The 14,271-nt window shown below is 64.2% G+C and carries 11 protein-coding genes; 7 read left to right on the top strand and 4 right to left on the bottom strand.

Features of this window, described 5'->3' with window-relative positions; translation table 11 throughout:
- The first annotated feature begins 1 nt into the window (after position 1).
- The 3 genes from xdhA (at position 2) to xdhC (ending at position 4,904) form a co-directional block, all read left to right on the top strand.
- Entirely contained in the window at positions 2-1,483 is a 1,482-nt protein-coding gene (gene xdhA / locus AC0L18_RS13260; protein WP_473492651.1) for a xanthine dehydrogenase small subunit, read from the top strand.
- Entirely contained in the window at positions 1,483-3,831 is a 2,349-nt protein-coding gene (xdhB, locus tag AC0L18_RS13255; RefSeq protein ID WP_473492650.1) for a xanthine dehydrogenase molybdopterin binding subunit, read from the top strand. Before xdhA ends, xdhB begins: the two co-directional genes overlap by 1 nt.
- A 77-nt stretch (positions 3,832-3,908) precedes the next feature.
- Complete coding sequence (gene xdhC / locus AC0L18_RS13250; protein WP_473492649.1) at positions 3,909-4,904, top strand: xanthine dehydrogenase accessory protein XdhC; 996 nt, start codon at positions 3,909-3,911, stop codon at positions 4,902-4,904.
- Positions 4,905-4,925: 21 nt separating this feature from the next.
- Here the strand turns inward: xdhC and AC0L18_RS13245 are convergent, their stop codons facing one another.
- The gene (locus AC0L18_RS13245) at positions 4,926-5,846 is read right to left on the bottom strand and encodes a LysR family transcriptional regulator (protein ID WP_023796825.1); all 921 of its coding nucleotides are present in this window, start codon (positions 5,844-5,846) and stop codon (positions 4,926-4,928) included.
- Positions 5,847-6,088: 242 nt separating this feature from the next.
- Here AC0L18_RS13245 and AC0L18_RS13240 point away from each other — a divergent pair, with 242 nt between their 5' ends.
- From AC0L18_RS13240 to AC0L18_RS13225, 4 genes are all read left to right on the top strand, one after another.
- A complete protein-coding gene (locus AC0L18_RS13240) occupies positions 6,089-7,306 on the top strand; it encodes a urate hydroxylase PuuD (protein WP_473492648.1) in 1,218 nt (405 codons plus the stop codon).
- Between the two features lie 2 nt (positions 7,307-7,308).
- A complete protein-coding gene (gene guaD / locus AC0L18_RS13235; RefSeq protein WP_473492647.1) occupies positions 7,309-8,622 on the top strand; it encodes a guanine deaminase in 1,314 nt (437 codons plus the stop codon).
- Between the two features lie 74 nt (positions 8,623-8,696).
- Complete coding sequence (locus tag AC0L18_RS13230) at positions 8,697-9,200, top strand: heme-degrading domain-containing protein (RefSeq protein WP_077374984.1); 504 nt, start codon at positions 8,697-8,699, stop codon at positions 9,198-9,200.
- Complete coding sequence (locus tag AC0L18_RS13225; RefSeq protein WP_473492646.1) at positions 9,197-10,462, top strand: glycerate kinase type-2 family protein; 1,266 nt, start codon at positions 9,197-9,199, stop codon at positions 10,460-10,462. Before AC0L18_RS13230 ends, AC0L18_RS13225 begins: the two co-directional genes overlap by 4 nt.
- A 3-nt stretch (positions 10,463-10,465) precedes the next feature.
- Here AC0L18_RS13225 and AC0L18_RS13220 read toward each other — a convergent pair whose 3' ends face one another.
- The 3 genes from AC0L18_RS13220 to AC0L18_RS13210 form a co-directional block, all read right to left on the bottom strand.
- A complete protein-coding gene (locus tag AC0L18_RS13220; RefSeq protein WP_473492783.1) occupies positions 10,466-11,188 on the bottom strand; it encodes a UdgX family uracil-DNA binding protein in 723 nt (240 codons plus the stop codon).
- 86 nt (positions 11,189-11,274) lie between these two features.
- A complete protein-coding gene (locus AC0L18_RS13215; protein ID WP_473492644.1) occupies positions 11,275-12,696 on the bottom strand; it encodes a glutamine synthetase family protein in 1,422 nt (473 codons plus the stop codon).
- Between the two features lie 13 nt (positions 12,697-12,709).
- Positions 12,710-14,092, bottom strand: coding sequence for an aspartate aminotransferase family protein (locus AC0L18_RS13210; RefSeq protein WP_473492643.1), 1,383 nt, complete (start codon positions 14,090-14,092; stop codon positions 12,710-12,712).
- Positions 14,093-14,271: the final 179 nt, after the last annotated feature.

Raw genomic sequence — 14,271 nt, 5'->3', positions numbered from 1 at the left:
CATGACGAGGCTCAAGATACGCAATGAGATACGCTTCATCCTCAATGGCGAGGATGTTGCGCTGACTACGGTCGCGCCCGACGAGACCTTGCTCGACTGGCTGCGGCTCGAGCGCTCGCTGCGCGGCACCAAGGAAGGCTGCGCCGAGGGCGACTGCGGCGCTTGCACCGTGCTGGTCGGAAGGCTGTCAGGCGGCCGGCTCGTCTATGAAAGCGTCAATGCCTGCATCCGCTTCCTTGGCTCGCTCGATCGCACGCATGTCGTAACCGTCGAGCATCTGCGCGGCGACGGCGAAAAACTGCATCCGGTGCAGCAGGCGATGGTCGATTTCCACGGCTCGCAATGCGGCTTCTGCACGCCGGGCTTCGTCATGTCGCTTTATGCCCTGTGGATGCGGTCACCGGAGCCGTCGGATGCAGCCATCGAAAAGGCGCTTCAGGGCAATCTCTGCCGCTGCACCGGCTACGAGGCGATCATGCGGGCGGCACGTGCCATCTCCAGCTACGGCAAGGCGGCAAAGGATCCGCTGGCAGCGGAGCGCAAGGCGATCACGAGCAAGCTCGAAGCGATGAAAGACGGTTCGCGCATCGAGATCGGCGCCGGCAAGCAGCGCCTGGTCGTCCCGGCCGATGCCGACGACCTCGCCGCCGTGCTCGACAAGGAGCCGGGCGCCACCATCGTTGCCGGTTCGACCGATGTCGGCCTGTGGGTGACCAAGCACATGCGCGAGATTGCGCCGGCGATCTTCATCGGCAATCTCGACGGGCTGTGCCGGATTTCCGAAGACAAGGGCATCATCTCGATCGGCGCTGGTGTCACCTACACCGAGGCTTTCTCAATGCTGGCGAAACGCATCCCGGCGCTAGGCCCGCTGTTCGATCGCATCGGGGGCGACCAAGTGCGCAACATGGGCACGATCGGCGGCAACATCGCCAATGGCTCGCCGATCGGCGACACGCCGCCGCCGCTGATCGCACTCGGCGCGCGGCTGACGCTGCGCCGCGGCAACAAGCGGCGGACGATCTCGCTTGAAGACTTCTTCATCGCCTATGGCAAGCAGGACCGACAGCCGGGCGAATTCGTCGAGGCCGTGCATGTCCCAGTGCCGGGCAGGGATACCAAATTCGCTGTCTACAAGATCACCAAGCGCCGTGACGAGGACATCACTGCCGCACTTGGCGCATTCCTGCTGGTCCTGGCCAAGGACGGCACGGTGGCGGAGGTGCGCATCGCCTATGGCGGCATGGCGGCAACGCCGAAGCGGGCTTTCGGCGTGGAAAAGGCGCTGCTCGGCAGGCCCTGGACGGAACCGACGGTCGAGACCGCCATGGCCGAGTACGCCAAAGACTTTACCCCGCTGACCGACATGCGGGCGAGCGCCCAATACCGGGCGCTGGCGGCGCGCAACCTGCTGTTGCGGTTCTTCGCCGAGACCAGCGGCACCAAAGCACCGATCCAGATATCGCGCAACGAGGCGGCGTGATGACCAAGCACGCTCCAAACCTCAAGGCGCGGAAAATCGCTGGTGGCGTTGCCACCGACCAGCGTCATGATTCCGCGCACAAGCATGTCCGCGGCACGGCCGTCTATATCGATGACATGCCGGAATCATCCGGCATGCTGCATGGCTGCCTCGGGCTTTCGACGGCCACGCATGCCACCATCAGCAGCATGGACCTGGCGGCGGTGCGCGCAGCACCCGGCGTCGTCGACGTGCTGACGGCGAGCGACGTGCCGGGCGAAAACGACATTTCGCCGACCGGCCGCCACGACGAACCGGTGCTGGCCGACGGCAAGGTGCAGTTCTTCGGCCAACCGATCTTTTGCGTCATCGCCGAAACCCGCGAGCAGGCGCGCCGCGCCACAAGGCTGGCCAAGGTCGAATACAAGGAATTGCCTTTCGTCACCGACATCGGCGTCCTCGATCCCAGCAAGGACAAGCTGGTCACGCCGCCGCTGACCCTGAGGCGCGGCGATGCCGCGGCTGCGATCAGGGCGGCGCCGCGCCGGCTGAAAGGAAAAATGCGCATCGGCGGCCAGGACCATTTTTATCTCGAAGGCCAGATCGCCATGGCCATTCCCGGCGAGGATCAGGACGTCACGATTTATTCGTCGACACAGCATCCGAGCGAAATCCAGCACATGGTCAGCCATGCGCTCGGCGTGCCGAGCCATGCCGTCACGGTCGAGATCCGCCGCATGGGCGGCGGCTTTGGCGGCAAGGAAACGCAAGGCAACCAGTTTGCCGCGCTCGCGGCGATTGCTGCGAAAAAACACCATCGCGCGGTGAAAATCCGGCCCGACCGTGACGAAGACATGATCGCCACCGGCAAGCGCCATGACTTCCTCGTCGATTACGAGGTCGGCTTCGACGACGAGGGCAATATCCTCGGCGTCGATTTCATGTTTGCGGCGCGCTGCGGCTTCTCGGCGGACCTGTCGGGCCCGGTCACCGATCGCGCGCTGTTCCACTGCGACAACACCTATTTCTGGCCGGCGGTTCATGCGCAATCGGCGCCGCTCTACACCAACACCGTGTCGAACACCGCCTTCCGCGGCTTCGGCGGGCCGCAAGGCATGGTCGGCGCCGAGCGCGTCATCGAGGAGGTCGCCTTTGCCGTCGGCAAGGATCCGCTCGAAATCCGCAAGAAGAACTTTTATGGCACCAGCGACCGCAACATCACGCCCTATCACCAGACGGTCGAAGACAACATCATCCACCGCATCGTCGCCGAACTGGAGGCGAGTTGCGACTATGCGAGGCGCCGCCGCACGGTTCGTGCCTTCAACGCCAACAGTCGCTTCATCAAGCGCGGATTGGCGCTGACGCCGGTCAAGTTCGGCATCTCGTTCACCGCCACCCACTACAATCAGGCCGGTGCGCTGGTGCATGTCTATACCGACGGTTCGGTGCATCTGAACCATGGCGGCACCGAAATGGGGCAGGGCCTCTACGTCAAGGTGGCGCAGGTGGTGGCGGAAGAATTCCAGATCGACCTCGACCAGGTAAAGATCACCGCGACCACGACCGGCAAGGTCCCGAACACCTCGGCGACCGCCGCATCGTCCGGTTCCGACCTCAACGGCATGGCGGCGCAGAACGCGGCCCGGCAGATCAAGGAGCGGTTGACCAACTTCGCAGCCGAAAAATACCAGGTGCCGCGCGACCAGGTGCTGTTCCTGCCCAACCGGGTGCGCATCGGCAACCAGGAGATCGCCTTCGCCGATCTCATCAGGCAGGCCTATATGGCGCGCATCCAGCTTTCGGCGGCGGGCTTCTACAAGACGCCGAAAATCCACTGGGATCGCGACAAGGGCGAGGGTCGTCCCTTCTATTATTTCGCCTATGGCGCCGCGTGCTCGGAAGTCTCGATCGACACGCTGACCGGCGAATATGTCGTCGAGCGCACCGACATCCTGCACGAGACCGGACGCTCGCTGAACCGCGCCATGGACCTTGGCCAGGTCGAAGGCGGCTTCATCCAGGGCATGGGATGGCTGACGACGGAGGAGCTTTGGTGGGACGAAAAGGGCCGGCTGCGCACCCATGCGCCGTCGACCTACAAGATTCCGCTCGCCTCGGACCGACCGAAGATCTTCAATGTGACGCTGGCCGATTGGCCGGAAGCGAGCGAGCCGACGGTGCACCGCTCCAAGGCGGTCGGCGAGCCGCCGCTGCCGCTCGGCATCTCGGTGCTGCATGCGCTGTCGGATGCGGTGGCAAGCGTTGCCGGCCATCGGATCTGCCCGCGCCTCGACTCACCGGCGACGCCGGAGCGGGTGCTGATGGCGATCGAACGGCTGAAGAGGGAAGCCAAGGCTGGTGCTTGAACTCGGTCCCGGGGTTCGTACAAGGCGTGCAATCCGGGCCGAAAAACCCTATGTTTCCCGATAGGGAAAGCAAAAACATGACCTCGAAAGTGCAAAGCCTGAAAGCATTTCTTGGCCGCGCCGGCCGGGTTGCCCTGGTCGAGGTGGCCGGGACCAAAGGCTCGACGCCCCGCGAGAAGGGCGCCTTCATGCTCGTCTCGGGCCCGGCGATTTTTGGCACGATCGGCGGCGGCCAGCTCGAATTCATCGCGATCGACAAGGCGCGGCAGCTGCTCTTCTCCCCCCTTGAGGGGGAGATGGCCGCGGAGCGGCCAGAGGGGGTCGGTAGAGGAAGCACGCGACCTAAGAAAATGTCGAGCACTGGCGCGGCGACCCCACCCGACGGCTTCGCCGCCACCCTCCCCTCAAGGGGGAGGGATACGCGCACGACGCTCGATGTCCCGCTCGGGCCCGAGATCGGGCAGTGCTGCGGCGGCAGGGTCGAGGTGCTGATCCGGCTGGTCGATAGAGCCCTCGAAGCCGAGCTGGTCGCGGCGGCAGAGGCCGAGCAGGCGCAGCTGCCGCATGTCTACATCTTCGGCGGCGGCCATGTCGGCCAGGCGCTGGCCTCGGCGGTGGCCTTGCTGCCGGTCCGTGTCGTCGTTGTCGAGACGCGGGCCGAGGTGCTGGAGGGCATGCCGGACACGGTCGAAACCAGCCTGACGCCAATGCCCGAGGCGATGGTGCGCAAGGCTTCGGCTGGCGCCGCATTCGTCGTCCTCACTCACGACCACGCACTGGATTTCCTGATCGTCGCCGAGGCACTGAAACGCCGGGACGCCGCCTATGTCGGCATGATCGGCTCGAAGAGCAAGAAGGCGACATTCAGGAACTGGTTCCTGAAGGCGGCGGACGGCAGCGAGGCGCAATTTGCCGGCCTCGTCTCGCCGATCGGCGGCGATGCGGTCAAGGACAAGCGTCCGCAAGTCATTGCGGCCTTGGCGGCGGCCGAGATCATGACGGCACTGGCCGCCCATGCTGGCGCGCGAGCCGCGCCGCACCCCGTCTCTCGTGGCAAGGCAATGGCCGGCTGACGGCCAGAATTCGAGCAACGCTCATTTGCCGGCCAGAATTTCCTTGATCAGCCGTTGGCAGCGCTCGGCCATGAAATCGAGCAGCAGCCGCACCTTCGGGTCCTGCAGCTTCTTGTGCGGGTAGACGGCGGCGAACTGCACCGGCGTCGGTGGCGTGTCGGGCAGGATCACCTTCAGACGCCGGTCGCGGATGAACGGCTCGACCTCGAAGCGCGGCTTGTTGATGATGCCGCGGCCCGACAGCGCCCAGCCGGTCAGCACGTCGCCATCGTCGGTGTCATAGGGTCCGTGCACCTCGAATTTCCGCGGACCGTCGGCCGTCTGCAGCGTCCACACATATTCGCGCGCGCCGGCGTAGCGCAGCATCAGGCAGTCGTGTTTGCTGGCGATCAGTTCCTGCGGCTCGGTCGGTTCGCCGCGCGTCTCCAGATATTTCGGCGCCGCCACCAGCACCCGCTCGCACTCCATGATGCCGCGCATTCTCAGGCTGGAATCCTCGATGATACCCAGTCTGAACGCGACGTCGATGCCTTCCTTCATGATGTCGACATTGTGGTCCGAAAGCCTCAGCCGAACCTCGATGTCAGGATATTTGTCGTGGAAATCGGGGATCCCCGACGCCACCAGCCGCCGGCCGAGGCCAAGCGGCGCTGTCACCTTGATGGTGCCACGCGGCTGGCCGGACAAAGCGCTGACAGCGGCTTCCGCCTCGGTGACCGCCTCAAGCACCTGCTTGGCGCCGGAGTAGAACACCGTGCCGTGCTCGGTCGGCATCAATTGCCGCGTCGTGCGATTGAACAGCCTGACACCGAGATGTTTTTCGAGTTCCTTGATGCGGTTGGAGGCGACCGCTGGCGAAATGCGCATGTCGCGCCCCGCCGCCGACAGATTGCCGAGCTCGACGACGCGAACGAAGACGGAGATGTTGTCGAGATAGGCCATGCGGCTTTGGGGCTCTCATGCGGCTGCGCAGGGATAACCCTAGTGCATGACCCCGAAAAATCGGAATCGATTTTCGGAAAGGATCATGCACCAGATAAAGTTCTACAGCGTCCTTTGCGCGTCCAAGGGACGCGCGGCGCTGTAGTATTTTCCATTTTTTTTTGAAAGTCATCGTGCCGCTCGGCCCTTTCCGTTTGCGCTCCAGTCCGTAAAGTCACCCGATCGGCAGGGACGACTTTTCAATGATCGATTTTGCGATTTTCTGGGACTGGCTGAGTTTCGCCGTGCGCTGGCTGCATGTCGTCACCAGCATAGCCTGGATCGGCTCGTCCTTCTATTTCGTCGCGCTCGATCTCGGCTTGCGCCAGCGTCCGGGCATGCCTGTCGGCGCCTTCGGCGAAGAATGGCAGGTGCATGGCGGCGGCTTCTACCATATCCAGAAATATCTCGTGGCGCCGACCGAAATGCCTGAGCACCTGACCTGGTTCAAATGGGAATCCTACGCTACCTGGCTGTCGGGCTTTGCCATGCTGTGCGTCGTCTACTATGCCGGCGCGGACCTCTTCCTGATCGATCTCAACGTGCTTGCCATGTCGGTGCCTACAGGCATCTTGCTATCGCTGGCGACGATCGGCGTCGGCTGGGTGGTCTACGATCTCTTATGCCGTTCGCCGCTTGGCAGGAGCGACACCGGCCTGATGCTGGTGCTCTATGGCGTGCTGGTGTTCATCGCCTGGGGTCTTACCCATCTGTTCACCGGCCGCGCCGCTTTCCTGCATCTTGGCGCCATCACCGCGACGATCATGTCGGCCAATGTCTTCATGGTCATCATTCCGAACCAGAAGATCGTCGTCGCCGACCTGATCGCCGGCAGGAAGCCAGATCCGAAATACGGCAAGATCGCCAAGCAGCGCTCGCTGCACAACAATTACCTGACGCTGCCCGTTCTCTTCCTGATGCTGTCGAACCACTATCCGCTGGCGTTTGCTACCCAGTTCAACTGGGTGATCGCCTCGTTGGTTTTCATCATCGGCGTGCTGATCCGGCACTATTTCAACACCATGCATGCGCGCAAGGGCAACCCGACCTGGATCTGGCTGGCGGCCGCCGTCCTGTTCGTCGTCATTATCTGGCTGTCAACCGCGCCGAAAGTGCTGACCGGCGAAGTCAAGGCGTCCTCGACGGCACAGGTCTATATCGCCTCGGCGCATTTTCCCGCAGTGCGCGATACGGTGCTTGGCCGTTGCTCGATGTGCCATGCGCAGGAGCCGTCCTACGAGGGCATCTATCACGCGCCGAAAGGTGTGATGCTCGACACGGACGCCGGTATCGCCGGGCAAGCCCGCGAGATCTACCTGCAGGCCGGCCGCAGCCACGCGATGCCGCCCGCCAACGTCACCCATATCACCGACAAGGAGCGGGCGCTGCTGGTGGCATGGTTCGAGGAGGCGGGGAAATAGGCATGACCAGCACACTCCTGCGCGGCCGCACGCTGTCCTTCCTGCGCTGGCCTGAGACCGTCGACGACTATTCCGCCTGGCGCTACGAGGATGACGGCGGCCTGCTGCTCCGCGACGGCAGGATCGTTGCCGCAGGCGCCTATGCCGACGTCGAGAAAAAGGCTGATGAAGGCGTAAAAAAGATCGACCACCGCCCGCATTTGCTGCTGCCCGGTTTCATCGACCCGCATGCGCATTTTCCGCAGATGCAGGTTATCGCCTCCTACGGCGCCGAGCTGCTCGACTGGCTGAACACTTACACCTTTCCCGAGGAAACCAAATTCCAGAACGCCCAGCACGGCCGCCGCATCGCCAGGCTGTTCCTCGACGAGATGCTGCGCCACGGCACGACGACAGTCGCCGCCTATTGCTCGGTGCACAGGGAATCGGCCGAAGCGTTCTTCGCCGAGTCGCATGACCGCAACATGCTCAACATCGCCGGCAAGGTGATGATGGATCGCAACGCGCCGGAGGGCGTGCTCGACACGCCGCAATCGGCCTATGACGACAGCAAGGCGCTGATTAAGGAGTGGCATGGCAAGGGGCGCCAGCACTATGCCATCACGCCGCGCTTCGCCATCACCTCCTCGCCCGAACAGTTGGAAATGGCGGGCGCGCTCTGCCGCGAATATCCTGATCTGCACATGCAGACGCATCTGTCGGAAAACCACGCCGAGATCGCCTTTACGCTGCAACTCTATCCGCAGGCACGCGACTATACCGATGTTTACGAGCGCTATGGGCTGCTCGGGCGCAAAAGCCTGTTCGGCCACTGCATCCATCTTTCGGAACGCGAGGCGGATGCGCTTTCGGACACGGGCTCGGTCGCCGTGTTCTGCCCGACCTCGAACCTGTTCCTCGGTTCGGGCCTGTTCGATTATCAGCGCTACCGCACGCGTGGCAAAGCTCTTCGGATCGCGGCCGCCACCGATGTCGGCGGCGGCACCAATTACTCGATGCTGCGCACCATGGATGAGGGCTACAAGGTGATCGCGCTGAGCGGTGAGAAGCTCAATCCGTTCCAGTCGTTCTGGCAGCTCACCCGCGGCAATGCCGAGGCACTGTCGGTCGTGGAAAGGATCGGCACGCTCGACCAAGGCAGCGATGCCGACATCGTCGTCCTCGACGCGCGCGCCACGCCGGCGATGCGGCTGCGGATGGAGACGGCGGACACGCTGGCGGAGGAGCTGTTTCTGCTGCAAACGCTGGGCGACGACCGCGCCGTGCGCGATGTCTATGTCGCCGGGCGGGCGGCCAAGACGGATATGGCGGTTTAGCTATCCCACAAGTCCCGCTTGACCCAGCGGCAGCCATCGGTCAAAGCGTGCCGCGACGTTGATAGGGGAATGACATGGCCGTTGCGGACGATATCGCTCTGATCCAGAAACAGGAAGCCGAGCTTGTCTTCTCGGTCTTCGATGAAGCTGTCGCCTTCAAGATCGGCTCGACGATCCGCGACCGGGCACTGGCCCAGGGCTTGCCGATCATCGTCGACATCAGGACCTTCGACCGGCCGCTGTTTTACGCGGCAATGCCGGGCTCGAACGCCTCCAATCCGGATTGGGCGCGGCGCAAGATCAACGTGGTGCAGCGGTTCCTGAAAAGCACCTACCGCATGGTGCTGGAGCAGCAGCGTCCCGACCGCAGCTTCAAGCCGGGCGAGGGGCTCGACATATCGGACTATGTGCTGGCCGGTGGTGGCTTTCCCATAACGGTCAAAGGTGCCGGCGTCATCGGTGTGATCGCGGTCTCGGGCCTGCCGGAGCGTGAGGATCACGGCGTCGTCGTCGATGCACTGTGCAGCCACCTCGGCGTCGACGGGCGCGAGCTGGCACTGCCGCCGGAAGCAAAATGACCGCGCTCGATCCCAAATCCTTCCTCGCCGCCATCTTCAATGCCGCCGTTGCCGCCGCCGATCCGCAGAGGACGATCAGGGATCATCTGCCGGCAATGCCGAAGGGGCGCACCATCGTCATTGGTGCAGGAAAAGGCTCGGCGCAGATGGCGGCGGCGTTCGAAAAAGTGTGGGACGGGCCGATCGAAGGGCTGGTCGTCACCCGCTACGGCTATGGCGCGACCTGCCAGCGCATCGAAATCATCGAGGCGGCGCATCCGGTGCCGGATGCCGCCGGACTCGAAGCGTCGCGCCGGCTGCTCGAAAAGGTGCAGGGGCTGACCGCGGACGATCTGGTCGTGGCGCTCATCTCAGGCGGCGGCTCGGCGCTGCTGCCGGCGCCCGCCGAAGGTCTAACGCTGGCTGACGAGATCGCCGTCAACGAGGCGCTGCTCGCCTCCGGCGCTCCGATCGCCGCCATGAACACCATCCGCAAGCATGTTTCCACCATCAAGGGCGGCAGGCTGGCGGCAGCTGCCTATCCGGCAAAGCTGGTGTCGCTGGTCGTCTCCGACATTCCCGGCGACAATCCGGCGCTGGTCGCTTCCGGCCCGACCGTTCCCGATTCCGGCAGCCGCCAAGAGGCACTGGCATCGATCGCCGGCTATGGCATGAGGGTGCCGGCTGCCGTGATGGCGCATATCAATTCGCCGGCCGCCGATGCGCCGCGCGTCGATGATCCGCGTTTTTCGCGCAACGAAGTGCATCTGATCGCCTCGGCCGGCGTCTCGCTGGAAGCGGCTGCGGCCGAAGCCAGGCGCCATGGCATCGAGGCGGCCGTCCTCTCGGATTCCATCGAGGGCGAAGCGCGCGAAGTTGGGGGTGTCCATGCGGCAATCGCCCGTGAAGTCGCGACGCGCAACCGGCCTTTCCCGAAGCCCGTGCTGATTCTATCAGGCGGCGAGACGACGGTGACGGTGCGGGCGAAGGGCAAGGGCGGTCGTAACACCGAGTTTCTGCTTGCCTTCGCCATCGGCATCAGCGGCATGGAGGGCGCCCATGCACTGGCCGCTGACACCGATGGCATCGACGGTTCGCAGGACAATGCCGGCGCCTTTGCCGACGGCTCGACGGTGTCACGGATGCGGGCGGCAGGCGTCGATGCCAAGGCGATGCTTGCCGGCAACAACGCCTGGACGGCATTCAACGCCGTCGGCGATCTCTTCGTGCCCGGCCCGACCGGGACGAACGTCAATGATTTGAGGGCAATCCTGATCAGATAGGGGTCAGGCGGCCATCAGCTTTTTCACTGCCTTCATGTCCTGCAGGAACCGCTCTCGTTCGGCCTGCTTGTCCGCCGGCTCGCGAATACGCAGGATGAAGGACGGGTGGATGGTGACGAACACAGGCAAGCCATCGTCCCGCTCCACGACCGCGCCGCGCATCTTCATGATTGGCACGACCTTGCCGAGCAGCGACTGCGCCGCCGTTGCGCCGAGCGCCACCGCCAGATTGGGCTTGATCAGATCGAGCTCCCTGTCGAGCCACCAGCGGCAGGCCTGCACCTCGCCGGCATTCGGCTTCGAGTGGATGCGCCGCTTGCCGCGCGGCTCGAACTTGAAATGCTTGACCGCATTGGTGACATAGACTTTCAGCCGGTCGACGCCGGCATCGTCCAGGATGGCGTTGAAGACTTTTCCCGCCGGCCCGACGAAAGGTTTGCCGGCCAGATCCTCCTGGTCGCCTGGCTGTTCACCGACGAAAACCACCTTGGCCCCGTCAGGCCCCTCGCCGAACACGGTCTGCGTTGCGTTGCGCCACAGCGGGCAGCGGCGACAGGCCTTCGCCACTTCGCTGAGTTCGGGAATGGTGCTTGCGCCATCGTCTTCTGCCGTCTCAGGCAATTCAGGCTTGGGCCAGCGTCTTGCCTGCACCTTGGCGTGGTGTGGAGAATTTGTCTGCATCCTGGCGATCATGGCTGATGCGGCCTTGCCCGCTGCTGCGATCAGATGCGGAATGAGCGAAGCCCCAGAAAGGTTCCTTCAAATAGCCGGGGCCCGGCTTTCGCTGGGCGAATGACCGGCGATGCGATGCCTCACACCTCGTGCAGATAGAGATGATAATCCAGTTCGCTGACCGTGCGCGCCACCCGCAGATATTCGGATTGTTTGATCGCCACGAATGTTCGGTGCAGGTCTTCCCCCAGCGCCACTTTGAGGAATGTCGAGGCCCTTGCCGCCTCGATCGCGGCGCGCCAGTCCACCGGCATGGTGGTGCGCGTGATTGCTGATTCGTAGCCATTGCCGGTGGTTTCGGGGCCTGGATCGAGGCCCTCATCGAGACCCTTGACGATGCCGGCCAGCACGGTTGCCGCCACCAGATAGGGGTTGGCGTCGACGCCCGACGGCCGGTGCTCGATGCGCCGGTTTTTCGCGTCGCCAGCCGGCACGCGCAATGCCACCGAGCGGTTGTTGACGCCCCAGGTCGGCGCCACCGGCGCATAGGATTGCGAAACGAAACGCCGCCATGAATTGGCGTGCGGTGCAAACACCAGCATCGATTCGGCCATGGTCTGGATGAGGCCGCCCAGTCCGCGCAGCAGCGGCAAGGACCAGGTCTCGCCGCTGGCTTCGGCAAAGACGTTGTCGCCGGCCTTGTCCTGCAGCGAGACATGGAAATGCATGCCGGAGCCGGCGTATTTCTCGATCGGCTTGGCCATGAAGCAGGCAGTGACGCCGTGGCGGCGCGCCTGCGCCCGCACCAGCCGCTTCAGCATGACGAGGTCGTCGGCGGCCCGCATCACGTCCTTGCGATAGTTAAGCGTCAGTTCGTACTGGCCGGGCGCATATTCGGAAATGACCGTCTCGGCCGGGATGCCTTGCACCCTGGCCGCGGCATAGATATCGGAAAACAGCGGCTCCATGCCGTGCAGATGGTCGACGGAATAGACCTCTGTCTTGGCCGAGCGGCGGCCGTCGAGCACCGCGTGCGCCGGCTGCACCTTGCCGTCGGCGTCGCGCTCGTTGGCAAGCAGGAAGAATTCGAGCTCGAAGGCGCCGGCCGGATGCAGGCCCTTGGCCGCCAGTATCTCCACCTGACGGCCCAGCGCCAGGCGCGGGTCGGAGGACATCGGCTGACCATCGAGATGGTACATCGCCATCAGCACCTGGCCGCGCGGCGGCTGTGTGCCGAACAGCGGCACCAGCGTGCCGGGGATCGGCCATGCCCGCAGGTCGCCGTCGCCCGTCGTCCAGATCAGTCCGGTCTCGTGCACGTCCTCGCCGGTGATGTCGAGGCCGAGGATCGAGATCGGCATATGCCTGCCGCCCTCGAAAATGCTCATCAACTCGTGCCGGCGCACGATCTTGCCACGCCCGACGCCATTGGCATCGGTCAGCACGATGTCGAACGCTTCGATCTCGGGATGGGCGTCGAGAAAGGCTTGCGCCTCGGCGGGCGTCGAGCCCGAAGGGGAGGCGATGATGGCGTTCAAAGTTTGCTTGTGCGCTTCTCTCATGTGCAAGCTTGTCTCATGCCGCGAGCCTTGCCGCAACCGCGCCGAAGGCGGTGATCAGGCGGTTCACCTGGGCAGCGCTGGTCGCCGGCGAGATCAGCATCATGTTGTGGAACGGCGCGATCAGCACGCCGCGATTGACCAGCGCGACATGGACAGCCGCTTCGAGCGCCGGTGCGTGCGCTGCTTCCGCCTCGCCGCCATTCCTCAGCGGGCCGGGTGCGCAGATGAACTCGACGCGGGCGCCGACTCGGGCAGCATGCCAAGGCAGGCGATAACGGTCGATGACGGCGGTCAGCCCGGCGTCGAGCCGCCGCGCCAGATGGTCCATATGGCTATAGTTCTCGTCGGTCATCACCTCTTCGAGCGTGGCGCGCATCGCTGCGAACTGCAGCGGATTGGCCGAGAGCGTCGTGCCCATGCCGGAATAGCCTGGTTCCTTGGTCCTGAGATAGTCGGCATAGCGGGTGGCGATGCCATCGCTCATGCCCCAGACGCTGGCTGGCACGCCGCCGGCGATTGGCTTGCCGAGCACGAACAGGTCCGGCTCCAGGCCGTGTTTCCTGGTGTAGCCGCCGGGACCGGTCGAGATCGTGTGCGTCTCGTCGATCAGAAGCAGGGTGCCAGCGGCGCGGGTGAGGCGCCGCAGCGCGTTGTGGAAGCCGGGATCGGGCAGCACCATGCAGGAATTGGTCAGCACCGGCTCGGTGACGACACAGGCGATTTGCTGGTCCCGGAGTGCTGTCTCAAGCGCCGGCACATCGTTGAACTCGACGACATCGGTCGCCCGGGTCAGGTCGCGGAATTCGCCGGCCAGTCCTGGCCGGTTGGCCGGTCTGCCGTCGACCAGGCGCACCATCGTCTCGTCGACCGAGCCGTGATAGCAGCCGTTGAAGACCAGGATCTTGCCCCGGCCGGTGATGGCGCGGGCGACGCGCAGCGCGAAGCGGTTGGCATCGGTCGCCGTTGTCGCAATCTGCCAGAACGGCAGGCCGAAGTGCTGTTGCAGCAGCGGGCCGATGGCGAGTGCATCTTCCGAAGGCAGCATGTAGGTCAGGCCGCGTCCGGCCTGCCTACGGATGGCGTGGGCGACCGGCGGCGGCGAGTGGCCGAACATCGAGCCGGTGTCGCCGAGGCAGAAATCATCGAGCCGATTGCCGTCGATGTCAGTGATAGTGGCGCCTCTGGCGCTGTCGACCATTATCGGGAACGGCGTCGGCCAGTCGTTCATCCAGTGCATCGGCACGCCGCCGAAGAAACCCGGCAGGCCGTTGCCGACCTTGGCTGCCGATTTCGGCCTTGCCTTGCGGAAGGCTTCGGCCTCGGTCTCGCGCAGATCGGCGATGCGAGCAGTGCTGATGCCACCGATAGAAGTCTTTGAATGGTCGCTCGTAGGCAATGAATGCCCCTCTCATAGGGGAATAGGGGAATAGGGGAATAGGGGAGTAGGGCAGTAGGGCAGTAGGGCAGGGAGATGGTGTCAGTAGGGTTTGCGCTGGCGCGCCGCTTCCTTTTTGTTTTCCTACTCCCCTACTCCCCGACACCCCATCACCCCCAGCACCCGAGGGAGAACCCAAA

This window comes from Mesorhizobium sp. WSM4819 (genome assembly GCF_055811215.1).
Note: the sequence above shows the minus strand (reverse complement) of the source record. Positions and strands in the feature narration are given on the sequence as shown.

Bases quoted from the DNA above. Each gene is read 5' to 3' on its own strand.
- AC0L18_RS13230 (WP_077374984.1), top strand. From the start codon at position 8,697: ATGGCCGTTGCGGACGATATCGCTCTGATCCAGAAACAGGAAGCCGAG.
- xdhB (WP_473492650.1), top strand. From the start codon at position 1,483: ATGACCAAGCACGCTCCAAACCTCAAGGCGCGGAAAATCGCTGGTGGC.
- AC0L18_RS13240 (WP_473492648.1), top strand. From the start codon at position 6,089: ATGATCGATTTTGCGATTTTCTGGGACTGGCTGAGTTTCGCCGTGCGC.
- AC0L18_RS13225 (WP_473492646.1), top strand. From the start codon at position 9,197: ATGACCGCGCTCGATCCCAAATCCTTCCTCGCCGCCATCTTCAATGCC.
- guaD (WP_473492647.1), top strand. From the start codon at position 7,309: ATGACCAGCACACTCCTGCGCGGCCGCACGCTGTCCTTCCTGCGCTGG.
- AC0L18_RS13215 (WP_473492644.1), bottom strand. From the start codon at position 12,696: ATGAGAGAAGCGCACAAGCAAACTTTGAACGCCATCATCGCCTCCCCT.
- AC0L18_RS13245 (WP_023796825.1), bottom strand. From the start codon at position 5,846: ATGGCCTATCTCGACAACATCTCCGTCTTCGTTCGCGTCGTCGAGCTC.
- xdhC (WP_473492649.1), top strand. From the start codon at position 3,909: ATGACCTCGAAAGTGCAAAGCCTGAAAGCATTTCTTGGCCGCGCCGGC.
- xdhA (WP_473492651.1), top strand. From the start codon at position 2: ATGACGAGGCTCAAGATACGCAATGAGATACGCTTCATCCTCAATGGC.